This window comes from Actinoplanes sp. NPDC089786, from assembly GCF_040684855.1.
GTDB lineage: Bacteria > Actinomycetota > Actinomycetes > Mycobacteriales > Micromonosporaceae > Actinoplanes.
Window position 1 is genome coordinate 1 of the sequence record NZ_JBFBGU010000006.1, and the last position, 22,489, is coordinate 22,489.

Annotated in this window: 18 protein-coding genes, 2 rRNA genes and 1 pseudogene; 12 read left to right on the plus strand and 9 right to left on the minus strand. The window is 71.3% G+C overall.

The window, feature by feature from the left end:
- Positions 1 to 91: ribosomal RNA gene (locus tag AB0O15_RS20330) — 23S ribosomal RNA — on the plus strand; the annotation flags it as partial.
- 148 nt (positions 92 to 239) lie between these two features.
- Positions 240 to 356 (plus strand): 5S ribosomal RNA (gene rrf / locus AB0O15_RS20335).
- A 117-nt stretch (positions 357 to 473) separates the two neighbouring features.
- On the opposite strand, the gene AB0O15_RS20340 is transcribed toward rrf, so the two are convergent.
- Positions 474 to 1,094 carry a hypothetical protein gene (locus AB0O15_RS20340; protein WP_364320504.1) on the minus strand — a complete coding sequence of 207 codons (621 nt, stop codon included), beginning with the start codon at positions 1,092 to 1,094 and terminating at the stop codon, positions 474 to 476.
- 202 nt (positions 1,095 to 1,296) lie between these two features.
- Here AB0O15_RS20340 and AB0O15_RS20345 point away from each other — a divergent pair, with 202 nt between their 5' ends.
- The 3 genes from AB0O15_RS20345 (at position 1,297) to AB0O15_RS20355 (ending at position 5,662) form a co-directional block, all read left to right on the plus strand.
- Positions 1,297 to 3,951: a valine--tRNA ligase gene (locus tag AB0O15_RS20345; protein WP_364320506.1), complete on the plus strand. Its 2,655-nt coding sequence runs from the start codon at positions 1,297 to 1,299 to the stop codon at positions 3,949 to 3,951.
- On the plus strand, positions 3,948 to 5,273 hold the full coding sequence (locus AB0O15_RS20350) for a folylpolyglutamate synthase/dihydrofolate synthase family protein (RefSeq protein ID WP_364320508.1): 1,326 nt from the start codon (positions 3,948 to 3,950) through the stop codon (positions 5,271 to 5,273). Before AB0O15_RS20345 ends, AB0O15_RS20350 begins: the two co-directional genes overlap by 4 nt.
- An 83-nt stretch (positions 5,274 to 5,356) precedes the next feature.
- Positions 5,357 to 5,662 carry a DUF4233 domain-containing protein gene (locus AB0O15_RS20355; protein ID WP_364320510.1) on the plus strand — a complete coding sequence of 102 codons (306 nt, stop codon included), beginning with the start codon at positions 5,357 to 5,359 and terminating at the stop codon, positions 5,660 to 5,662.
- A gap of 110 nt (positions 5,663 to 5,772) precedes the next feature.
- On the opposite strand, the gene AB0O15_RS20360 is transcribed toward AB0O15_RS20355, so the two are convergent.
- Positions 5,773 to 9,018 (minus strand): VOC family protein, encoded by a 3,246-nt coding sequence (locus AB0O15_RS20360; RefSeq protein ID WP_364320512.1) that lies wholly within the window; start codon positions 9,016 to 9,018, stop codon positions 5,773 to 5,775.
- A gap of 140 nt (positions 9,019 to 9,158) precedes the next feature.
- Between AB0O15_RS20360 and ndk the strand changes: the two genes are divergently transcribed.
- Both ndk and AB0O15_RS20370 read left to right on the plus strand, forming a co-directional pair.
- The gene (ndk, locus tag AB0O15_RS20365) at positions 9,159 to 9,581 is read left to right on the plus strand and encodes a nucleoside-diphosphate kinase (RefSeq protein WP_364320514.1); all 423 of its coding nucleotides are present in this window, start codon (positions 9,159 to 9,161) and stop codon (positions 9,579 to 9,581) included.
- Between the two features lie 6 nt (positions 9,582 to 9,587).
- Entirely contained in the window at positions 9,588 to 10,550 is a 963-nt protein-coding gene (locus tag AB0O15_RS20370) for a D-2-hydroxyacid dehydrogenase family protein (RefSeq protein WP_364320516.1), read from the plus strand.
- A gap of 138 nt (positions 10,551 to 10,688) precedes the next feature.
- Here AB0O15_RS20370 and AB0O15_RS20375 read toward each other — a convergent pair whose 3' ends face one another.
- The 5 genes from AB0O15_RS20375 to AB0O15_RS20395 are packed head-to-tail and all read right to left on the minus strand — an operon-like array spanning position 10,689 to position 14,729.
- Positions 10,689 to 11,114 carry a carboxymuconolactone decarboxylase family protein gene (locus AB0O15_RS20375; protein WP_364320518.1) on the minus strand — a complete coding sequence of 142 codons (426 nt, stop codon included), beginning with the start codon at positions 11,112 to 11,114 and terminating at the stop codon, positions 10,689 to 10,691.
- A gap of 59 nt (positions 11,115 to 11,173) precedes the next feature.
- Positions 11,174 to 11,959, minus strand: coding sequence for an ABC transporter permease (locus AB0O15_RS20380; protein WP_364320519.1), 786 nt, complete (start codon positions 11,957 to 11,959; stop codon positions 11,174 to 11,176).
- On the minus strand, positions 11,956 to 12,726 hold the full coding sequence (locus tag AB0O15_RS20385; protein ID WP_364320521.1) for an ABC transporter permease: 771 nt from the start codon (positions 12,724 to 12,726) through the stop codon (positions 11,956 to 11,958). The genes AB0O15_RS20380 and AB0O15_RS20385 overlap by 4 nt, the downstream gene beginning before the upstream one ends.
- On the minus strand, positions 12,723 to 13,694 hold the full coding sequence (locus AB0O15_RS20390) for an ABC transporter ATP-binding protein (protein WP_364320523.1): 972 nt from the start codon (positions 13,692 to 13,694) through the stop codon (positions 12,723 to 12,725). The genes AB0O15_RS20385 and AB0O15_RS20390 overlap by 4 nt, the downstream gene beginning before the upstream one ends.
- A 30-nt stretch (positions 13,695 to 13,724) precedes the next feature.
- On the minus strand, positions 13,725 to 14,729 hold the full coding sequence (locus AB0O15_RS20395) for an ArsR family transcriptional regulator (protein WP_364320525.1): 1,005 nt from the start codon (positions 14,727 to 14,729) through the stop codon (positions 13,725 to 13,727).
- A 69-nt stretch (positions 14,730 to 14,798) separates the two neighbouring features.
- Here AB0O15_RS20395 and AB0O15_RS20400 point away from each other — a divergent pair.
- A pseudogene (locus tag AB0O15_RS20400) lies at positions 14,799 to 15,712 on the plus strand (alkaline phosphatase D family protein).
- Between the two features lie 129 nt (positions 15,713 to 15,841).
- Positions 15,842 to 16,534 carry a lysophospholipid acyltransferase family protein gene (locus tag AB0O15_RS20405; protein WP_364320527.1) on the plus strand — a complete coding sequence of 231 codons (693 nt, stop codon included), beginning with the start codon at positions 15,842 to 15,844 and terminating at the stop codon, positions 16,532 to 16,534.
- 6 nt (positions 16,535 to 16,540) lie between these two features.
- Here AB0O15_RS20405 and AB0O15_RS20410 read toward each other — a convergent pair whose 3' ends face one another.
- Both AB0O15_RS20410 and AB0O15_RS20415 read right to left on the minus strand, forming a co-directional pair.
- The gene (locus tag AB0O15_RS20410) at positions 16,541 to 17,380 is read right to left on the minus strand and encodes a cryptochrome/photolyase family protein (RefSeq protein WP_364320528.1); all 840 of its coding nucleotides are present in this window, start codon (positions 17,378 to 17,380) and stop codon (positions 16,541 to 16,543) included.
- Positions 17,381 to 17,505: 125 nt separating this feature from the next.
- Positions 17,506 to 18,651: a hypothetical protein gene (locus AB0O15_RS20415; protein ID WP_364320530.1), complete on the minus strand. Its 1,146-nt coding sequence runs from the start codon at positions 18,649 to 18,651 to the stop codon at positions 17,506 to 17,508.
- A 170-nt stretch (positions 18,652 to 18,821) separates the two neighbouring features.
- Between AB0O15_RS20415 and AB0O15_RS20420 the strand changes: the two genes are divergently transcribed.
- From AB0O15_RS20420 to AB0O15_RS20430, 3 genes are read left to right on the plus strand one after another with little or no spacing between them, the layout of a single operon-like run.
- The gene (locus AB0O15_RS20420; protein WP_364320531.1) at positions 18,822 to 19,613 is read left to right on the plus strand and encodes an alpha/beta hydrolase; all 792 of its coding nucleotides are present in this window, start codon (positions 18,822 to 18,824) and stop codon (positions 19,611 to 19,613) included.
- Positions 19,614 to 19,630: 17 nt separating this feature from the next.
- Entirely contained in the window at positions 19,631 to 22,075 is a 2,445-nt protein-coding gene (locus AB0O15_RS20425; protein WP_364320533.1) for a SpoIIE family protein phosphatase, read from the plus strand.
- Positions 22,072 to 22,425, plus strand: coding sequence for an STAS domain-containing protein (locus tag AB0O15_RS20430; RefSeq protein WP_364320535.1), 354 nt, complete (start codon positions 22,072 to 22,074; stop codon positions 22,423 to 22,425). The genes AB0O15_RS20425 and AB0O15_RS20430 overlap by 4 nt, the downstream gene beginning before the upstream one ends.
- Positions 22,426 to 22,489: the final 64 nt, after the last annotated feature.

Here is a 22,489-nt window from a genome sequence, read left to right on the forward strand (position 1 = left end):
CCCCAGCTAGACGACTGGGTTGATAGGCCGGAGATGTAAGCCAGGTAACTGGTTCAGTTGACCGGTACTAATAGGCCGAGGGCTTAACCACCCTTGATACAGAAAAACATTATGCGTAGCGTCCACTGTGTGATTCACAGCAAACAACCACCCCAGCATTCCCGTGGGGGCGGCCGGCATCAAGCCGGCACGTCTGCGGGGATGGGTTTGGGAGTGTGGTTGTGTTTGTTGATGGTTGTTTCGGTGGTCATAGCGGTGGGGAAACGCCCGGTCTCATTCCGAACCCGGAAGCTAAGCCTGCCAGCGCCGATGGTACTGCACTCGGGAGGGTGTGGGAGAGTAGGACGCCGCCGGACTCAACGTTTGTCGAGGCCCCGCCATTACTGGCGGGGCCTCGACCCGTTTCCGGGGTTAACTCGTTACTGCCCTGAAAATTGCTTGGCCCACCCGCGGGTAAGAACCGCGCGGGTGGGCTATTCGCGTTTCTGGGCCACGGTGCGGAAGCCGCGGAGAAGCGTGGCGGCCTCGTCCTCGGCCCGGCCGGGGAACAGGCCCACGGCCAGGCTGCCGTGGTCGGACCAGCCGCAGACCGACATGGCGCCCTCGGAGGTCTTCGTCGCGCCGCATTTCATCGTGCCGCCCAGGTCGCCGGCCGGCACGTCGTGCACCCCGGTGACCGCTCCCTGGTCGTCGGCGATCAGGGTGAACGCGGAGTCGAGGTCGTCGCCCGGGCTCCAGATCAGCGCGGTGCCGCCGAAGAACAGCACGCCCTTCTGTGGATCGGCGGCGTCGCGGTAGACGGCGCCGACCGTCTTGTCCAGGTCGACCTCGGCGGACAGGGCGGTGGTGAGGTAGTCGGCGGTGTTGCGACCGTTCTCGCTGTCGTCGACATGGAGCCCGCTGATCTCGGCCGGCGGCGTGAGCGTGGCGTCCTTCTGGGAGTAGATGCGCGCGCCCGTGATGCTGACCACGACGGCGCCGGCGACACCTACGGCCAGCAGGCCGGCGAGCAGGATGGTCCGGGTGCGGGACTTCGGCCTGCTGGCCGGCTCGCTGTCGTCGGAGCCGGTCAGCGGGAACGGGCTGTCGCCCACCTCGATGGGACGGTCAGGCGCTTGACCTGCGTCGACCTGCGCAGATGGCTCACTGGGAGGGGATGTGGTCATGGGGTCGGACTCGGTCGGACCGCTGCTGCGCTCGGACATCGGGGCAGCCTAACAATCCACAGCCACCCGGTTATCCACAACCATGCAATCCCGTGGCCGGCTCCGTACACCACCTCCGTAGAATTGCCGGGTGAGCGAAACAACCCAGACCAGCGCCCCCGACGGCCGTCCCACCGGAGAACTCTCTGCCCAGTACCAGCCGGGTGAGGTAGAGCAGCGGCGGTACGAGTCGTGGGTATCGTCCGGGCTGTTCGTGGCCGACCCCAAGAGTGACAAGCCGGCGTTCTCGATCGTCATCCCGCCGCCCAACGTCACCGGCTCGCTGCATGTCGGTCACGCGCTCGACCACACCATTCAGGACACGCTGTCCCGGCTCAAGCGAATGCAGGGCTTCGAGGTCCTGTGGCTGCCGGGCATGGACCACGCCGGCATCGCCACGCAGAACGTCGTGGAGCGCCAGCTCGCCTCCCAGGGCAAGTCCCGGCACGACCTGGGGCGTGAGGCCTTCGTCGAGAAGGTGTGGCAGTGGAAGGGCGAGTCCGGCGGAGCCATCCTCGGGCAGATGCGCCGGCTCGGTGACTCGGTCGACTGGTCGCGCGAGCGGTTCACGATGGACGACGGACTGTCGCGCGCGGTGCAGACGATCTTCAAGCGGCTGTACGACGACGACCTGATCCATCGCGCCGAGCGGATCATCAACTGGTGCCCGCGCTGCCTGACCGCGCTGAGCGACATCGAGGTCGAGCACACCGACGACGACGGTGAGCTGATCTCGATCCGGTACGGCGCCGGCGACAACGCGATCGTGGTCGCGACCACGCGGGCCGAGACGATGCTCGGTGACACCGCGGTGGCCGTGCACCCGGAGGACGAGCGCTACAAGCACCTGATCGGCACCGAGGTCGAGCTGCCGCTGACCGGGCGGCGGATCCCGATCGTCGCCGACGAGCATGTCGACCCGAGCTTCGGCACGGGCGCGGTCAAGGTCACGCCGGCGCACGACCCCAACGACTTCGAGATCGGGCAGCGCCACGGGCTGCCGAGCATCACGATGATGGACGAACGCGCCGTGGTCACCGTACCCGGACCGTTTGAAGGTCTTGATCGTTATGAGGCCCGGCCGGCGGTCGTGGCGGCGCTGCGGGCGGAGGGCCGGATCGTCGCCGAGAAGCGGCCGTACGTGCACTCGGTGGGGCATTGCTCGCGGTGCAAGACGACGGTGGAGCCGCGGCTGTCGCTCCAGTGGTTCGTGCGGACCGGGCCGCTGGCGCAGGCGGCCGGCGACGCTGTGCGGGACGGGCGGGTGGCGATCGAGCCGGCCGAGCTGGCCAAGCGCTACTTCTCGTGGGTCGACAACATGCACGACTGGTGCATCTCGCGTCAGCTGTGGTGGGGGCACCGGATCCCGGTCTGGTACGGGCCGGACGGCGAGGTCGTGTGCGTGGGGCCGGACGACGCGACGCCCACCGGCGAGGGCTGGCGGCAGGACGAGGACGTGCTGGACACGTGGTTCTCGTCGGCGCTGTGGCCGTTCTCGACCATGGGCTGGCCCGACCGTACCCTCGAACTGGAGAAGTTCTATCCGACGTCGGTGCTGGTCACCGGGTACGACATCCTGTTCTTCTGGGTCGCCCGGATGATGATGTTCGGGCTGTACGCGATGGACGGGAAGCAGCCGTTCGACGTGGTCGCGCTGCACGGGATGGTGCGCGACGGGCATGGCAAGAAGATGTCGAAGTCGTTCGGCAACGTGGTCGACCCACTCGACTGGATCGAGCGGTACGGCGCCGACGCCACCCGGTTCACGCTGGCGCGCGGCGCCAACCCGGGGTCCGACGTGCCGATCAGCGAGGAGTGGTGCCAGGGCTCCCGCAACTTCTGCAACAAGCTGTGGAACGCGACGCGGTTCGCGCTGATGAACGGGGCCACGGTCGCGGGCGGGCTGCCGGAGCAGAGTGAGCTCAACGCCGTCGACCGGTGGGTGCTGTCCCGCCTTCAGCACGTGATCGCCGAGGTGGGCGAGCAGGCGGCGACGTACGAGTTCGCGAAGTTCTGCGACACGCTCTACCACTTCGCCTGGGACGACGTGTGTGACTGGTACGTCGAGCTGAGCAAGCCGGTGCTGGCCGCCGGCGGCGCCGAGGCGGACAAGACGCGGCGGGTGCTCGGGCACGTGCTCGACCAGCTGCTGCGCCTGCTCCACCCGGTGATCCCGTTCGTCACCGAGGAGCTGTGGACGAACCTGACCGGCGAGACGACCGTCGTCACGGCGGCCTGGCCGGCGGCCGAGGCCGGGCGGATCGACGACGCCGCGGAAGATGAGCTGGCCGCGCTGCAGAAGGTGGTGACCGAGGTGCGGCGGTTCCGGTCCGACCAGGGGCTGCGGCCCGGGCAGCGGGTCCACGCCGCGCTCACCGGCCTGGGCAACGTCGGCATCGACACGCACGAGCCGCTGATCCGGTCGCTGGCCCGGCTCGACGCGCCCGCCGACGACTTCACCGCCACGGCGACGCTGAACGTGGCCGGCGGCATCACCGTCGACCTGGACACCCGCGGCACGATCGACGTCGCGGCCGAGCGGGCCCGCCTGGAGAAAGACCGCGCCGCCGCCGAGAAGGAGGCCGCGCAGTGCCGGAGCAAGCTGAACAACGAGTCGTTCGTGAGCAAGGCGCCCGAGCAGGTGGTCACCAAGATCAAGGACCGGCTCGCGACGGCTGAGGCGGATCTCACGAGAATCGCGACGGCCCTCTCGGCGTTGCCACGGTCTGAGGGAGGCTCATCATGAGCGAGTACGACGAGGTTGACGCCGCGCTGCTGAAACGCGGCTTCACCCGGATGGATTTCGACCTCCGGAAGATCAAGGACCTGATGGACGTCCTGGGCAGCCCGCAGCGGGCGTACCCGTCGATCCATCTGACCGGCACCAACGGCAAGACGTCGACCGCGCGCATGATCGACTCGCTGCTGCGGGCGCACGGGCTGCACACCGGCCGCTACACCAGCCCCCACCTGGAGACGATCCGCGAGCGGATCAGCCTCGACGGCGAGCCGATCTCCGAGGAGGAGCTGGTCGCCACCTACAATGAGGTCGAGCCGCTGGCCGAGCTGATCGACTCGCGGGTGACCGAGCCGCTGACCTACTTCGACCTGACCACGGCGATGGCGTACGCGAAGTTCGCCGACGCGCCGGTCGACGTGGCCGTGATCGAGGTCGGCATGGGCGGTGAGGACGACGCCACCAACGTGATCGAGGCGGGCGTCTGCGTGATCACCCCGATCGGGCTCGACCACACCGAGTGGCTGGGCGACACGATCGAGGACATCGCCTGGGCCAAGGCCGGCATCATCCACAAGGACGCCACGGTGATCACCGCGCTCCAGACCGAGGACGCGATGCGGCCGCTGCTCGAACGCAGCGCCGAGATGAGCGCGACGCTGGCCCGCGAGGGCAGCGAGTTCGGGGTGGTGCGCCGGGACATCGCGGTGGCCGGCCAGCTGCTCACCCTTCAGGGTCTGGGCGGCGTGTACGACGAGATCTTCCTGCCACTGCATGGCGCACACCAGGCCCAGAACGCGGCGCTGGCGCTCGCCGCGGTCGAGGCGTTCCTGGGCGCGGGCGAAGACAAGCAGCTCGAGCCCGAGGTCGTGCGCGCGGGCTTCGCGCAGGTGGATTCGCCCGGGCGGTTGGAGCGCGTACGCAGCGCGCCAGCGATCCTCCTCGACGGCGCGCACAACCCGCACGGCATGGCGGCGACCGTGGCCGCGCTGGAAGAGGAGTTCTCGTTCCGGCACCTGGTCGCCGTGGTGGCGGTGCTCGGCGACAAGGACGCGTCCGGGCTGCTCGACCTGCTCGAGCCGATCGCCGCGCGGATCGTCGTCACGCGGAACAGCTCGCCCCGGTCGATGCCGCTCGAAGAGCTGAAGCAGGCGGCCGAGGAGATCTTCGGCGAAGACCGGGTGACCGTGGCCGAGAACATGCCGGACGCGATCGAGGAGGCCGTGGTGCTGGCCGAGTCCGACACCGACGGCGAGCTCAGTGGCGTGGGCGTGCTGATCACCGGCTCGATCATGACCGTGGCTGATGCGCGGAAGCTGCTGAAGAGGTGACGTCGGCGCCGGACTCTTCCCCGCCGTCGGATTCCTCTTCGTCTGGGGACCGGCCCTCGGGGCTACGGAATCCGGCGGCGGCGGTGCGCGGGCTGGGGTCGGGCACGCTCATTCTCGAGGCGATCGTGCTGCTGCTGGCGATTCAGCCGATTCGGGTGCTCGGCGGGCATCTGAGCGGGTGGGGGATCGGGGCGGTGGTGGCGCTCGCGGTGCTGTGCGTGGTGGTCGCCGGGAGCATGAAGCGGCGGTGGGCCTGGCCGGCCGGCACTGTGCTGCAGGCGTTGTTGCTGGTCAGTGGGCTGTTTTACTGGTCGCTGGCGGCGGTTGGGTTGATCTTCGGGGCGGCCTGGGCTTACGCGTTGCACGTACGCCGGAAGATCTTGGGTTAAGCCTTTGGTGGCGGCCCGGCCTTTTCTTTTGGCCGGGCCTTTTCTTTTGGCCCGGCCTTTCTTCTGGCCCGGTCTTTCTTCGATCGGGCCGACGTCCGCGGCTCTTGTCCTCAGCGGATGGCGCGCCACTGGGTGATGGCGATGTTGTGGCCGTCCGGGTCGTAGAAGGTGGCGGCCCAGAGCTCGAGCTTGTCGCCGCGGTTGACCGGGCGGGGGCCGTGCAGGAACTTCACGCCCTTGGTCTTGAGTTCCTCGTAGACGGCGTCGACGTCGCCCACCTCCAGGTTGAGGTAGATCAGGCGGCCGATGTCCGGCGACAGCGAGTGGACGGCGCGGAGGACCAGGCGGGTATCCCCCGAGGCCAGGACCGCGCTGCCGGTGCCGGTGTCGATCTGGAAGAAGCCGAGGGTGTCGCGGTAGAAGTCGATCGAGCGGTCCATGTTGGTGACCAGGACCGTGATGCCTACGCCGTGGATCGCGCCGGCCGGACCGGGGCGGGCGCTGGGGTAGGCGGTGATGACCTCTTCGGTGCGCTCGCTCGGTTCGTAGCCTGAGCCCTCCAGGTCTGACCACGGGCGGGTGTTCTTGGCGGCGGGGCGGGCGGTCGCCGAGACGACCACCGGCTTGGGCGAATCGGCCTCGCCGGCCGCGCTGGCCGAATTGGCCGAATTGGCCGGGCTGGCCGGGCTGGCCGGGCTGGCCGGATTGGCCGCGTTCGGGGAGCTGGCCGGGCTCGGGTCGGTCGTCTTCGGGTCGGCCGGGGACGTGATCGGCTCGGCTGAGGCTCGGCTTTCTTGCTGGGCGTTGCTCGATCGGACGTTTGTTGCTGCGGCTGAGGCGACGCCGGCGGCAGCGGCCGCGCCGATCACTGGGCCTGCGCCGGTCTCGCGCGGGGTGTCCGCCGACGTGGGCTCGGATGCCGAAGTCGCGGAGGCCTCCGGCCGTGAGGTGGCCGTGCTGGTGGTGCGCGCTTCGGGCGTCGAGGGCGTGGTCGGACCGGTCGCGGGTGCTCCGCTGGTGGTGGCGGGACCCGGCGTGGGCGCTGCACCGGCGGACGTATGACCCGGCGCGGGTGCTGAGCCTGTGGGGGTGTGGCTCGGCGCGGGGGGTGCGCTCTGGGTGGTGGGGCCGGGTTCGGGTGGGGAGTCCGGGGTGGTTTCTACGCCGGAGATGGTAGGGCGGTCGGTGGGGTCGGCGGCCTCCGCGGCTGCGCGGCGGACCTCCCATGGGGGTGGGCCCGGGTCGTCCAGGAGGTCGTCCAGGAGGGGGTCTTCCAGCAGCGGCTCGTCGGCCAGCGGCTCGGATCGGGTGGCTGCCGGGTCTACGGGGCGGGAGGACTCGGGTGTGCTGCCTGCCACTCGGGGGCCTGGGGTGCGGCTTGTCTCCCAGGGGCGGGAAGCGGCGACGTTGCTGGTGGGTGCGGGGGGTGGTTCGTGGGGGATGCGGCTGGCTTCCCAGGGGCGGGGGGACGTGTCGCCGGTGGCGGCGGCTCGGTCGGCGGCGGCTGCGGCTGCTGTTTGTTCTGGTGGGGTGACCTGGTCTTCCGGTGTGGAAGGGGGGCGCTTCGAGATGGGGATCTCGGTGGGCGGGGTTGCTGGGGTGGCGCCGGCGGCCCAGGAGCGGGGCTCTTCGGGGGCGTCCACCGGAGGGGCTATGAGGTCGTTGTCCAGGCTTCGGCGGGCCTCGGGAGCGAACTCCGGCGGGGGCTGGAGGTCGCTGTCGTCCAAGGGGAGGTCGATGTCCGGGTCGTAGGCGGTGCGCTGCTCGGGGACCACCCCGGCGGGGGGAGGTGGCGGGGTCTCGGCGGACTGGGTGGACGTACCCGGAAGGGGTTCTGAGGGTTTGCGGGGGCGCGGGCTGGGGCGGCGGCGGTCCGATTCGAGGTCCGAGGTTGCGGTGGGTGACTGGGGGGTGTCACTCGCTGCGGTCGGCGGTTCGGCGGCGGCTGCGGAGGGTGACTCTTGGACGGGTTGGTACGCCGGGTGGGTCTGGTCGGTCACGGGGGTGTACGAGGACCTGGCCGGTCGGGGCTCGGGAGGCTGCTCGTAGAACGCGGTGCGCTGGTGAGGGGTGGGCCGGGAGGATTCCGGTTTCGGGACATCTTCTGGTTCGAGAGGAATGTCCGTCTCGGGGTCGGGCGGGGAGTCGGCCTCGGCCCGGTCGGACCTGGGAGGCGCCTCGGCCCTGGACCGGTGGGTCGTGTCTGGATCGGTCAGGTCGGCTGCCCCGACGCCGGACTCTTCTGCTTCGGCCTGGCGGGGCGGCGCCTCGGCCCAGGGAGGAACGTCTGATTCCGCGCGGCGGGGTTCGGGGGCGGTTCGCCAGGGGGCGGGGCCGGCTGCGCGCGGGTCGATGGTGGGGTCGTCGGGGTCGTGGAGCCTGGGCGACGCCTCGGCGGGGGAGGGAGCGTCGGGCCTGGGCGGGGCGTCGGCGGACGCGGCCTGAGAGGGATCGCCGGGCTGGGGTGGGGCGTCGGCGGGCGTCGACGGCCTGGGCGGGGCCTCGGCGTAGGAAGGGTCGTCGCGGTGGGGTGGGGCGTCGGCGGGCGGGGGGTCGCTGAGCAGCGGGTCGTCGGTCAAGGGGTCGTCGTCGACCAGGGGGACCGCCGTGGCGTGGGGCTCGGCGTGGTGGGGGCGGCGGGCCGCGCGCTGGGGGAGAACCTGGGGGTTGTCGTCGTGGTCGACGTACTCGCCCTCGAGGACCACGCCGGCGGGGGTTTCGTGGACCACCACCGTGGTGCCGGGGCGTTCCTCGGTGGCGACCGGCGCGGCGGCGGGGGACATGGGCTCGTCGGGGCCGCGGCCCCAGGAGCGGTCCCGGTTCACCCACGGCGGCGGCTCGGGCTCGCCCAGGAGATCGTCGTCGAGGAACTCCTCGAGCGGCTCGGCGGGAGCCGGCGGCGGGGGGTCGCCGTCGTCGGAGCGGTCCTCGACGTCGCCCCACTCGATCTTGCAGCGGCGCATGTCGTCGACGTCGACCGAGATCGGCAGGGTTTCGTTGACTCGGGGCCACTTGCCGATGGGTACGCGCGGGTCGCGCACCAGCACCTCGGTCACGGGGAGTCCGGGCGCCACCACGACCAGCTGGAGCTCGGCCCGCCCGTACGCGCCAGAGGGTGGTGGGTCGGAAATGGCCTTCACCTGACCGTGGCCGGTCACCCAGGCGCGGGCGCCGCGCCGGACCACGTTGACCATGCCCAGGGCGATCGCCAGCGCCAGAAGCGCGGCGCCCAGGGCGACGATCGGCCAGCTCGACAGGCCGAGCCCGAACACCATCACGAACACCGCGAAGGTGCCCAGCACCGCCGCCACGAGCTTGCGCGCCGGCGCGACGGGCCGCCCGGTTTGGTTCGCCACAGTGGACCCCCCTTTTGTCCCTGTCAGGCTATGGCGCGGCAGGGGTGGAGGGAAAGTGCGGTAACCGGAGGTTGGCGGCGTGGCCGGTGTCGGTACCGATAGGCTGACATTCCGCGTGTCGACCATCGGAGGAACCAACCGTGACCAGCCCGTCCGGCGAGCGTTCGCTCGTGCTGATCAAGCCTGACGCCGTGCGCCGTGGCCTGGTCGGCGAGATCATCGGCCGGTTCGAGCGCAAGGGACTCGCGGTCGACGCGATGGTGTTGCGGTCGATGGATGCCGAGATGGCCGACCAGCACTACGCCGAGCACGTCGACAAGGCGTTCTACCCGCCGCTCAAGGACTTCATGACCTCCGGGCCGCTGGTCGCGCTGGTGGTGTCCGGCGACGAGGTGATCGAGGTGGTCCGGGCGATGATCGGCGCCACCGACGGCCGGAAGGCCGCGGCCGGCACGATCCGGGGCGACCTGGCCCTGTCGAACCGCGAGAACCTGGTGCACGCCTCCGACTCGCCCGAGAGCGCCAAGCGGGAGCTCCAGCTCTGGTTCCCCGAGCTCGGCTGACCGGCCGTGCGGGTCGCCGTCCTCGATGACTACCAGCAGGTGGCCTCGGGGTACGCCGACTGGTCGGGCCTCGATGTCATGTTCTTCGCCGGGCTGGGAGCCGGGCTGGGAGCCGGGCTGGGAGCCGGGCTGGGAGCCGGGCTGGGAGCCGGGCCGGGAGCTGATCTGACCCCGTTCGACGTGATCGTGGCCATGCGCGAGCGCACCCCCTTCCCGGCCGAGGTGCTCGACCGCCTGCCCAACCTGCGCCTGCTCGTCACGACGGGCATGAAGAACGCCGCCATCGACCTGGCCGCCGCGCAGCGGAACGGCATCGTGGTCTGCGGCACCAGGTCGGGTCCACCCGGCGCGGTGGTCGAGCTGACCTGGGGGCTGATCCTGGGGCTGTCCCGACACCTGGTCGCCGAGGACCAGCAGATCAGGGCGGGCGGCTGGCAACACACCGTGGGCCTGAGCCTGAGCGGGCGACGGCTCGGCGTGATCGGTCTCGGGCGACTGGGCACACCGGTCGCCGCGGTCGGCGCCGCCTTCGGGATGGACGTGGTGACCTGGAGCCGGAGCCTGGAGAAGGCGGGCGAGATCACCAAGGACGAGCTGCTGGCCACCTCCGACGTGGTGACCCTGCACGTGCCGCTCACCCCGGCGAGCCGGGGACTGATCGGCCGGGCCGACCTGGCCCGGATGAAGCCGTCGGCCCTGCTGATCAACACGTCCCGTGGCCCGCTGGTCGACGAGGCCGCCCTGCTGGAGGCCCTGTACGCGGGCACGATCGGCGGCGCGGGGCTCGACGTGTTCGACATCGAGCCCCTGCCGGCCGATTCGCCCTGGCGCAGCGCGCCCCGGACCCTGCTCGCCCCGCATCTCGGCTATGTCACCGGCGCCACCTACGAGGTGTTCTTCACCGACGCCGTCGAGGACATCCGGGCCTTCGCCGCCGGCCATCCGATCCGCACGCTCGCGTCATCCTGACGGTCGCCCACCTGGGTGGTGGGTGGGTTGCGCTGACCGACGACCCGCCGCCTCCCCCACCCCGGCACTGGGTGGGCCGAGAATCTAGCGCGGGGAAATGACGATCTCGAGAACTGTCCACAGGCACAGGACGCTGCCCTAGGCGTCCGGCAGGTCCTGCTTGGTGGCGATGGCCAGGCGGTTCCAGACGTTGATGGTGACGATGGCCATCAGGAGGTTGCCCAGTTCGGTCTTGTCGAAGTGGCGGGCGGCCTCGTCCCACACGTTGTCGGGGACGCCGTGTTCGCCGAGCTTGGTGACGGCGTCGGTCAGGGCGAAGGCCGCCCGCTCCTGCTCGGTGAACAGGCTGCCGGCCTCGCGCCAGGCCGACACCGCGAACAGGCGCCGGCTCGACTCGCCGGCCTTCTGTGCCTCGGTGGCGTGCATGTCGACGCAGAAGCCGCAGCCGTTGACCATCGAGGCGCGCAGCTTCACCAACTCGTACAGCTGAGGGTCGTTGTTCTGGCGGGCGTAGATCTCCATGCCCAGGACGGCCTGGTAGGCCCCGGGCGCGACATCGTTCATGTTCAGTCGGCTCATGTGAGGGGGACGAGCCGGCTCCGGGGAACGTGACGTGACCGTGGTCACAGGGTGTCCAGGCTGGCCGTACGCCGGGATTCCAGCTCGAAGATCTTGAGCAGGGCGGCCGCGAGCAGCGCCCAGGCCGAGCCGACGAGCACCTCCAGACCGAGCTGCGGCACCGCCTCGGCGAAGGGGGAGCCGGCGGAGAGCAGGCGGGCCGCCGCGGCCGCGTGGGTGATCGGCAGGACCTGCCCGATCGCGGCCATCCACCCGGGCAGGGCCGCGGCCGGCACGTTCACGCCGGTGAGCAGGAGCATCAGGGCCACCGAGACGTTGGAGACCACCCAGACGTCACGGAACCGGAGGCCGAGCGCGCCCAGGGTGAGCCCGAAGAATCCGCAGGACAGCGATCCGGCGGCCAGCGCCACGGCCAGCCCGGGCAGCGCGGCCGGCGGGATGCGCAGCCCGAGCAGCAACGCGCCCCCGGCCAGCGTGAACACGGCGATGAGCAGGCCGTTCCCGGCGTACGGGAGGGCGCGCCCGAGGAACACCGCGGTCCGGCTGCGTGGTGACAGCAGGACGTGCCCGAGGGTGCCGTAGCGCCGCTCGTTGGAGATCGCCATGGTGCCGCCGAACACGCAGGCCAGCGAGGCCGCGAGCACCGCGTTGCCGACGATGAAGAAGCGGTCGTCGCCGACCTGGAGCTGCCGGCCGAGGTAGGCGAAGAACAGCAGCTGGAACAGCGGCCCGATCAGCAGCGTGCCGACGAACATGCCGGGCGAGGTCCAGTTGAACAGGGCGCGGTAGGCGATCGTGCCGCCGACCGTGAGCAGGCGGATCGTGTTCATGCCAGGGCCAGGGTGGCGGCGGCGCGGGCGCGGCGTTCGACGTGGGTCAGGGCGATCGCTCCCAGGGTCAGGCCGGCGAGGGAGACGGCGGCGCAGATCGCCACGGACGGCCAGACCGGGCCGCCGGTGGTGGCCTCGCGCAGGGCGCGTGCGGCCCAGGTGGTCGGCAGGGCGGCGGCGATCGGGGTGGTCCAGGTGGGCAGGACCGTGATGGGTACGAGGATCCCGGACACCAGCCACACCGGATACTCGAGCGTGTTGGCCAGCGCGTTGGCGTTGCGCAGCAGCACGAACGTGGCCGCGAGCAGCAGCCCGAACATGCCCAGCGACAGGATCACCACGGGCGCCGCGACCGCGAACGCGACCGGGTGGGCGAGGTCGAGCCGGATCCCGTAGAGCAGCCGGCCCCACAGCAGCGTCGCGAGCAGCGCGTAGGTGCCGGTGAGGGCGGTGGCCAGGGTGATCGGCAGCAGCACGAGCACCGGCCGGCGCGGCGCCAGCATGATCATCTCCAGGGTGCCCTGCCAGCGCTGGTTCTGGATGGCGCCGCCCGAGCCGAACAGCACCGAGGACCAGACGCCCATCATCCCGGCGCCGACCGCGGCCTCGAGCAGGCGATCGGCCGAGCCGCCGGAACGGAACAGGTACACCGCCATGGTCGCCTGGACGATCGGGATGAACAGGCTGATGGTCAGCTCGAGCCCCGAGCGGCTGAGCTGTTTCACGTGAAGCAGCGTGCCGACGGTGATCATCCGCAGCGTTCTCATGAGGCGCTGACGATCGCGACGTAGGCGTCTTCGAGCGTGGGCTCCCGGGTGGACACCCGGCCGAGGCGCACGCCCCCGAGCGCGTGCAGCACCTCACCTTGCACGTCCACCCCGGAATCGGACTGGACGGTGAGGATCTGCAGCGCCCCGCGCGCCTCGACCGCGGCCTCCCGCACCCCGGGCAGCCCCTGCAAGCCGGCCACGGTGTCGTCCGGCACCCCGTACGCCTCGACCTCCACCACCCGGCGCCCGTCCGCGTGCCGGCGCAGTTCGGCCGGCGTGCCCAAGGCCTGGATCCGCCCGTCGGCGATCACCGCGATCCGGTCGCAGAGCTCGTCCGCCTCGGCCATGTAGTGCGTGGTCAGCAGCACCGTGGTGCCGGTCGCGGCCAGGTCGGCGACGGTGCGGCGCAGTTCCCGGGCGGCCACCGGGTCGACCCCGATGGACGGCTCGTCGAGGAACAGCACCTCGGGGGAGTGCAGCAGGCCACGGGCGATGTGCAGGCGCTGGCGCATGCCCCGGGAGTAGCCCTCGACCCGTTCCCGCTCGCGGCCGGTCAGCCGGACCAGTTCCAGCAACTCGGCCATCCGCCGCTTCTGGTCGCGGGCCGGCACCCCGTACAGCTCGGCGAAGTAGCGCAGGTTGTCCAGGCCGGACAGCCGGTCGTAGAGGCCGCGGTCGCCGCCGAACACGTACCCGATCCGCCGGCGTACCTCCCGGGTCTCCTGCTCGACGTCGAACCCGCAGATCCGCGCCGTGCCCGAGGTCGGGATCAGCAGCGTGTTGAGCATCTTGATGGTGGTGGTCTTGCCGGCCCCGTTCGGGCCCAGCAGGCCGAACAGCTCGCCGCGGGCCACGGTCAGATCAACACCGCGCACGGCCTCGATCTCGGTGGTCCGGCGCCGGACAAAACCGGTGCGGCTCCGGTACGTACGCCGCAGTCGCGCGGCCTCGATGGCATCCCCCATGGCCCGGGACGGTAATGACGTGAACCGTCCTCAGGAAACGAATTCGGCCGCTCCCGAATCCAGCAGGGTGACCAGCGCGACGCCGGCCGGCTCGAGCCCGTAGAGCACCCGGCGCCCGGCCCGCCGGCGGTGCACGACGCCCGCCGCCTGGAGCGCGCTCAGATGTTCGGACACCGTCGAGGGGGCCAGGCTCAGCGCGGTGGCCAGCCCGGTCGTGGTGGCCGGGCTGGTCAGGGCGCGCAGCACGGTGGCGCGCCCGCGGCCGATCAGGATGGCCAGCCGATCCGCCGGAGCCGATGGCGCGACGCGATCGGCGAGGACGGCGGCGCCCCGGGACTGGTAGGTCACCATGATCACGTCGGGATCGTCGCCGGAACACAGCAGCGCGCCGCGCGAGAAGATCAGCGGGACCAGCAGCAGTCGCTTGTCGAACGCGTCGAAGCTCTGCTCCAGAGGCTTCACCAGGGTGAGGATCGGGCGCTCCCAGAGCACCCGGTCATGCAGCTTGGCCAGCAGCGCGTCCGGCCCGTCGGCGGCCAGCGCCCGGGCCCGGAGCAGCACCTCCTCCTCGAGCGCGGCGCGCATGGCCGGCCAGTACGGCGCCAGCGCCGCCGCCCAGTAGGCGGCCAGGCCGTCGGACAGCCGGGCGAGCGCCGCCGCCCGGTCGGTGCGGAACGGCCGCAGGATCTCCGGCTCGCCGTCCGGGTAGTGCTTGGCGAACTGTGCCTCGATCACCTCGGCCGGGGTCGCGCGGAGACCGGCCAGCTCTTCGTCGAGGGTCGGCAGGGCGCTCGGCGGGTGTGGGCCGAGGAAGTCGGGCCAGACCGAGCCGAGCCGGAAGTACAGGAGGACCGGCTCGACCGCCGGGTCGGTGCGCAGGATCTCGCGGGCCCGCGCCGCCCAGTCCTGGTACGGCCACGGCACCGGGCCCGGGTTGCGTTCGAGCAGGAAGAGACCGCAGAGCAGTTCGCAGAGCGGGCTGATCGCGATCCGGGTGCGGGCGAGCGTCGGCTCATCGATCTCGATGCGGATCACCCGGACGAGTTTAGGTGCCGTCCATCTTCCGAGGGTGCCCTCGTCACATCGAGCCGATAGGCCATCATCATGACCTCGATCAGGAGAAGGACCCTGCTGCGGGCCGGTCTGGCCGGGCCGGCGGCTTTCGTCTTCGTGCCACACGGGCGGCCGGTGCTGACCCATGGCGTGCAGAGTGGTGACGCGGCGGCCGAGTCCGCCGTGGTGTGGACGAGGGCCGACCGGCCCGGCCGGATGTGGGTGGAGGTGGCCCGCCGGCCCGACTTCCAGGGCGCGCGGCTGGTCCGCGGCCCGGTGCTCACGCCGGACACCGATCACACCGGCAAGGTGCGGTCTGGAACAACCTGGTGACCGAGGAGAAGTCCAAGGTCGCCGAGACCCTCAAGGAATACCGTGGGCAGTACGCCTACAACCTGCTCGACGAGCACTACCGGCGGTTCGCGGCCCAGGTGCCGCAGCTGAACCAGTGGGACGACCACGAGGTGACCAACAACTGGTACCCGGGGGAGATCCTGGACGACGCCCGCTACACCGAGAAGCGGGTGGACGTGCTCGCGGCCCGGGCCATGCGGGCGTACCACGAATGGGTGCCGACGCCCGAGTCGGCGGGAACGGTTTACCGCAAGCTGTCGTACGGTCCGCTGCTCGACATCTTCGTGCTCGACATGCGGACGTTCAAGGACGTCAACGACGGCAACACGTACGCCGACCCGGACGGCGGCCTGCTCGGCGCCGAGCAGCGCGAGTGGCTGATCAACGGCCTGAGGCGCAGCCCGGGGCGTTCGGCCCGAACGCGATGGACGCCACGTTCGGGGCCGGAGGTGGTGTTCAGCCACACCCCGCCGGCCGCCAACACCTCACCCGCCCAGGGCTTCCAGCACTTCGGCGAGGTGGAGATCGACGGGCGGAGCAAGGCGTTCACCGTGCACCTGCGCGACCGTGACGGCGTGTCGCTCTGGACCACCACGCTGCCGGCTCCCTGATCCGGTAACCGCAGGTCGAACTCCCGGCCCAGGGTCACCCGGGCCGGGAGATCGGCGCGGACTTTCAGGGTGGCGTGGTTTAGTCTCTTCACGCCCCCTCTACACGTTGTTCCCTCCCGGAGGAACCCGTTGCCGCTGCTCTATTCGTTCGGAAAGATCACCGTCGGTAATGCGATGATCTTGGGCTGGCGGCCGCGTGTCGAAGGCCTGGAGAACATTCCGAAGAGCGGCGGCGCGATCTTCGCGAGCAACCACCTGTCCGTCGCCGACGAGCTCTTCCTCGGCGCGACGGTGCCGCGACACCTGGCCTTCTGGGCCAAGTCGGACTACTTCGACGGCACCGGTCTGCGCGGCCGGTTCAACCGCTTCATCATGGAGGGCCTCGGCGCGATCCGGGTCGACCGGTCCGGCGGCCGGGCCGCGCTGGGCGCGTTCGACGCCGCCATCCCGGCGCTCAAGGCCGGTGACATGGTGGTCGTCTATCCCGAGGGCACCCGCTCGCCGGACGGCAAGCTCTACCGCGGCCGCACCGGCGCCGCCCGGCTCGCCGTCGGCGCGGGCGTCCCGATCATCCCGGTCGGCGTGATCGGCACCGAGAAGATCCAGCCCATCGGTCAGCCGTACCCGAAGCTGGTGGGCTGGGGCAAGGCCACGATCAAGTTCGGGAAGCCGATCGAGGCGGCCGGCCGGCCCGACGACCGCACCGCGTTGCGGGTGCTCACCGACGAGGTGATGGCCGAGATCCAGAAGCTGACCGGCCAGGAGTACGTGTCGCGTTACGCGCCCACCAAGCCGCAGAGGGACGACGACCCAGCCGCCTAGCGCCTGTCAAAAACCTAGGGCGCACGACTGCCGCGGGCCGCCTCCTGCTCGACCAGCTGGTCGAGATCCTTGAGCCGGTCCAGCCCGCGCAACGGCTGACGCATCCGGTAGTTGTCGCGCAGCTTGGGCTCGTTGCGGTGCAGGAAGGCCCAGTAACCGGCGGTGAACGGGCAGGCGTTGTCGCCCACCCGCACCCTGGGGTCGTACCGGCAGCCGCCGCAGTAGTCGCTCATCCGGTCGATGTAGGCGCCACCGCCCGCGTACGGCTTGGAGCTCATCCGAGCCGGCGTCGAGATCGGCGAACCATCGGGGTACGCGGCCGGCGGCGCCCAGTTCGTTGGCGCGGCGGTAGCCCGGCTCGAAGTACCAGTAGAGGTGCCAGACGAAGTCGCGCCGGCCGAGGATCTGCCGGACGAAGCCCTCGACCGAGGCCAGCGGCGCGTCGCCCGCGCGGTGGGCGTCCTCGGCCCGGTGGATCACCTCGATCGGGTCGAGCAGGCCCAGGTTGATCGGCGCCGAGAGCAGGCTGTGCGCCATCCACGGATCACCGGCCAGCATCGCGTCCTCGTACCGGCCGAACGTGGGCAGCCGGTGCTCGACGAAGTGGTTCAGCCGGGCCAGCGCCTCACGCCGGGTCGCCGGGAACAGCCGCGGCCCGTCGCGGCCCAGGAACGTGACGCCGTCCTCGCGTTCCCAGCGGTCCAGGTCGGCGCGAACCTGCTCGTCGATCTCGTCCTCGACGATCTTCGGGGGCTCGGGTACGCCCAGAGCAGCCGTCCTCGGCGGTGGTTCCCGGTTGTCGGCGTCCAGGTTCCACCGGCCGCCGGCCGGCTCGGCCCCGTCCATCAGCACTGGAAGCGGCGGCGCCGGAACACCGCCTTCGACTCGATCAGCAGGACCGGCTGCTCCGGCGCGTCGAGGAAGTGCGGGCCGAGCTGGTCGGCGAACAGCCATCGGGTCACGGGTTTTTTCTACCCGCGGTTGAGCACCGCACTCCGCAGAACCGCGGTGAGATCGGCGCTGTCGGCGATGGAACGCCTGGTCATCAGCACGGTCACCAGGCTGCCGTGGTCGGCCCAGGCGCACACCACGACGGTGTTGCGGCCGGCCCGGCCCTTGCCGCAGCGCTCGTGCACGCCGGTCTCGCCCATGTCGAACGGCCGCACGTCCTCGATGTCGTAGTCCGGGGTGAGCTGCCGGATCTGCGCCTCGACGTCCTGCTCCGGGGTGATCCGCAGGCCGGTGGTGCCGAAGATGGTGACCCGCTTGCCGTTGCCGTCGGCGTAGATGCCGGCGAACGCCTGGCCGCCGTCGCTGAGTTCGGCGGCCAGGCGCTGGGCGGCGCGGCGGCTGGTGGCGTCGTCGCGGCGGTCGAGGTCGGAGACGGAGTCGGGCAGGCTGGCGCTGACCGGGTACTGGCCGGCCGCGGGCCACAGGAAGATCGCCGGGACGCCGGCGCAGAAGACCAGGCTGAGCAGGGCGAACGTGCCCAGGGTGCGCAGCGGGCGGCGCTTCTTGCGCGGCGGCGGCAGGCCCTTCCGGGGCGGGCGCTGGGGTCCCGGCAGGCCGGGCGGGCGCGGCGGGCCGGGCGGCCGCTGGACGACCTGCCGGGCGTATTCCGGCGGGACGGAGGTGGGCCGGGGCTGGACCGGGACGCGGTTGACCGGCGGCGGGGGCTGCTTCTGGGCCCGCTTCGCCTCGCGCTTCTCGGCGCGCGTCGGCTTCGGAGGCGGCGGGGGCGGCAGAGGCGGTGGCGCCGGGGCAGGAGCCGGGGCGGGCGCGTCGATGCGGGTCGGTGGCGGCGCCGGCGCCTCGATGCGGGTCGGCGGCATCGGCACGGGCGCCGGCATGGGCGCCGGGAGCTGCAGCGGGTCCCAGGGGGTGTCCTGGCCGGCCCACGGGTCGACGGCCGGCGTCGTGCCCCAGTCGTCGTCCTCGTCCGCGGCGGCGGCCGTGCGGCGCGGCCAGAGGGACTTCTTCGGCTGCGGCGGGGGGATGGCGGCCGACCCGCTCCAGCGCGCCGGAGCGTCCACAGTCGAGGGGTCACCGTCCGCCGCGATCCTCGTCGGGTCGGGCGATCGGGCGTCCGGGGGATTCCCGCCCGGCTGATCGGCCATCCGTTCGTATCCTCCTAAGGCTGGGCGTCGCACCCCTGGTGTGACGCCAAACCCCAGGTTATCCGGGGTGTGCCAGGCCTTGGACGGCCGTCGAACCAGACACCGGCTCACAAATGCCGGACAACCTGACCGTCGTGCGGAACGCTCCGGAGTCGTAAGGTGACCCCACGATGAATACGACCGCGCGCAACGCCGTGACCGTGACCGGTAACCCCTCCGGGCAGCCGATCATGTTCGTCCACGGCTACGGCTGTGATCAGAACATGTGGCGCCTCGTCACTCCCGCCTTCGCCGACACCCATCGGATCGTGCTGTTCGACCACGTCGGCAACGGCAAGTCCGACCTGCGGGAGTACGACGAGAAGAAGTACTCCACCCTGAACGGGTACGCCGACGACGTGCTGGAGATCATCGACGAGCACGGCCTGAGCGACGTGGTCTTCGTCGGCCACTCGGTGAGCGCGATGATCGGCATCCTGGCCGCGATCCGCGAGCCCGAGAAGTTCGCCAAGCTGGTGCTGATCGGCCCGTCGCCGCGTTACCTCGACGACGAGGGCTACACCGGCGGCTTCCAGCGCGCCGACCTCGAGGACATGCTCGACTCGCTGGACAGCAACTATCTGGGCTGGTCGAGCGCGATGGCGCCGGTGATCATGGGCCATCCCGAATGGCCCGAGCTGGCCGACGAACTGAAGAACAGCTTCTGCCGCACCGACCCGGAGATCGCCCGGCACTTCGCCCGGGTCACGTTCCTCTCCGACAACCGCGCCGACCTGCCCCGGCTGCGGACGCCGGCGCTCGTGCTCCAGTGCTCGGACGACGTCATCGCCCCGACACCCGTGGGGGAGTACGTGCATGCCCAACTCCCGGGTAGCACACTGGTCTACATGAATGCCACGGGTCACTGTCCCAACCTCAGCGCGCCCGACGAGACGATCGCCGCCATTCGGGCCTACTTGTAGGCATGGATGACCGGGACGTGACTCAGGATCTGCGCGTGCCGTGGGAGGAGGATCCCAGCGAGTTGTATGAGCACGCTCCGTGCGGATATCTGACCACCACGCCCGACGGCACCATCGTCAAGGTCAACGAGACGTTCCTCGCCTGGACCGGCTACACCCGCGCTGAGCTGGTCGGCGTCCGTCGCTTCCGCGATTTGCTGACGCCCGGCGGGCAGATCTACCACGAGAGTCACTACGCGCCGCTCCTGCGGATGCAGAACGATGTGCACGAGGTCGCCTTCGATCTGGTCTGCGCCGACGGCCGACGGCTGCCCGCGCTGATCAACTCGATGCTCGGCCGCGACCCGGCCGGACTGCCCCGCCTGATCCGAACCATGATCTTCAACGCCACCGAACGGCGCGGGTACGAGCGGGAACTGCTGAACGCCCGCCGCATCGCCGAGGACTCCGAGCGCCGGGTGCGCGTACTCCAGACGATCGTCGCGGGCCTGGCCGCCGCGGCCACCGAGGCCGAGGTCGCCGAGGTTCTGGCCGGCGCGCCCGGTCCGGCCTTCGGCGCCACCGCGAGCAGCGTCTGGCTCACCGGCGCCGACCGCGGCGGGCTGATCGAGGTCTCGGCGGCCGACCCGGGCGTGACCGCCGGCGCGGCGGCCGAGGTGGCCCGCCGGGGCGAGCTCGAGGTGATCAGCGCGCCGGAGAAGGCCGAGGACCGGTTCGGCGGGCTGGCCGAGGCCATGCGCGACGCCGGTCGGACCCTGGCCGTGCTGCTGCCGCTGGCCACCGGCCCGGCCGACGACCAGACCGAGGTTCGCGGGGTGCTCGCGTTCAGCTTCGCCGAGCCGCGCGAGCTCAGCGAGAGCGAACTGCTGGTGATCCGGCTGCTCGGCCAGCAGGGCGGGCAGTCGCTGGACCGGGCCCGGCTGTACGACGCGGCGCGGCTGCGCGAGGCGCGGGTCACCTTCCTGGCCGGGACGACCCGCGAGATGGACGAGGAGAACCGGCTCACCGCCCGGGCCAAGCGCCTGGTCGAGCGGCTGGTGCCGGAGGTCGCCGAGTGGGCCTCGGTGCGCCTGCAGGTGGGTGGCCCGCCCGGGCTGCTCGCCGAGTCGGGCGGCCCGCCACCCGACCCCGAGCTGATCGCCGACCAGATCGCCCGGGTCACGGTCAGCGGCGAGGCGCTGTGGCCGGCTGCCGACGCCACCGAGGTGGGCACCGCGGTGCTGCCGCTGACCGCCCGCGGCCTGGTGCTGGGCACGCTGGCGCTGCGGCTCGAGGGCGCCCGCCGGACCGTGGCCGAGTCGGGTTTCCTGACCGAACTGACCTCGCGCGCCGCGCTGGCCCTGGAGAACGCCCGGCTCTACGAGCAGGAGCGGGCGGTCGCCCGTACGCTGCAGCGCAGCCTGCTCTCCGGGTCGACGCCCCGCGACTCGCGGTTCGTGGTCGAGACGGAATACCACGCGGCGGCGCAGGGCCTGGAGGTCGGCGGCGACTGGTTCGACGCCTTCATGATCTCGCCGGACAAGCTGGCCGTCGTGGTCGGTGACGTGGTCGGCCGGGGCATCGACGCGGCCGCCACCATGGGCCAGCTGCGCAGCGCGGTCCGGGCCGTGGCCTCGGCCGACGCCGGACCGGCCAAGGTGCTGCGGAAGCTCGACCGGTTCGTCGACCGGGTGATCACCGCGAAGATGGCGACCGTGGCCTACTGCGAGATCAACCTGGCCACCAACGTGATGACGTACGCCTGCGCCGGCCACCTCCCGCCGCTGCTGCACGAGCCGGCCAGCCAGGCCCGCTACCTGATGGGCGCCCGGTCCGCGCCGCTCGGCTCGCGGGCCGGCAAGCGCGACCGGGTGGAGGAGAAGGTCAAGCTGGCCTCCGGCAGCCGCCTGCTGCTCTACACCGACGGCCTGGTCGAGCGCCGCAACCGCCCGATCGACCAGGGCCTGGACACGATGGCCCGGGAGTGGGCCCGGCGCCGGGACGCGCCCACGGCCGGGCTGGCCGCCGGGTTCGCCGACCTGATGGTGGGCACCGACCACACCGACGACGTCTGCCTGCTCTGCCTGACCCTGGGCACCGACGAGCGCCTGGAGCGTTCCATCGGCGCTGACCCGATGCAGATTGCACTGCTCCGCAAGGAGATGAAGGCCTGGCTGATCACGCACCAGGTGGACGAGGAGAGCGTCCAGGGCGTGCTGCTGGCCTGCTCGGAGGCGGTCGCCAACGCGATCGAGCACGGTTATCGGGACGACCCGTTCGGTCAGGTCGAGATCGTCGCGACGGTGTCGGGCGAGGCCGTCGAGGTGGTCGTGGCCGACCGGGGCGTGTGGCGGCCGGCCCGCTCCGACGTGTCGCGTGGGCGGGGGCTTCAACTCATCCGACAGGTGATGGATCATGTGTCGTTCGATCGGAGCGCCGGCACCGTGGTGACCATGCGGCGCACCCGGAAGGAGAACGCGTGAACCACGAGGCGGGCAAGGCGGTCGCCTACTCGCGCCGTGGACCGGTCGCCGTGGTCTCGATCACCGGCGAGATCGACCTCGCCACCGCGGCCGCGATCGGCCGGGAGATCGTCGGGTACGTGGGCGGCGAGGACCCGGTCGTGATCGACCTGACCTCGGTGTCGTTCCTGGACAGCGCCGGGGTGCGGCTGCTCGACTGGATCGTCGGCGACATGGACGATCGGGGCCGCGGCATCCGGCTGGTCGTCGGCGCGACCGGGCCGGCCCGGATGACGCTCCAGCTGTGCGCCTTCCGGGACGATCTCCTCGCCACCGATCTCGACAAGGCCGCGGCCGACCTGGGCGGGTAAGCCGCACGTCCGCCGCCCCGCCCACCACCCAAAGCCGGACTGAAGGCGGCTAGTCTGGGTCCCC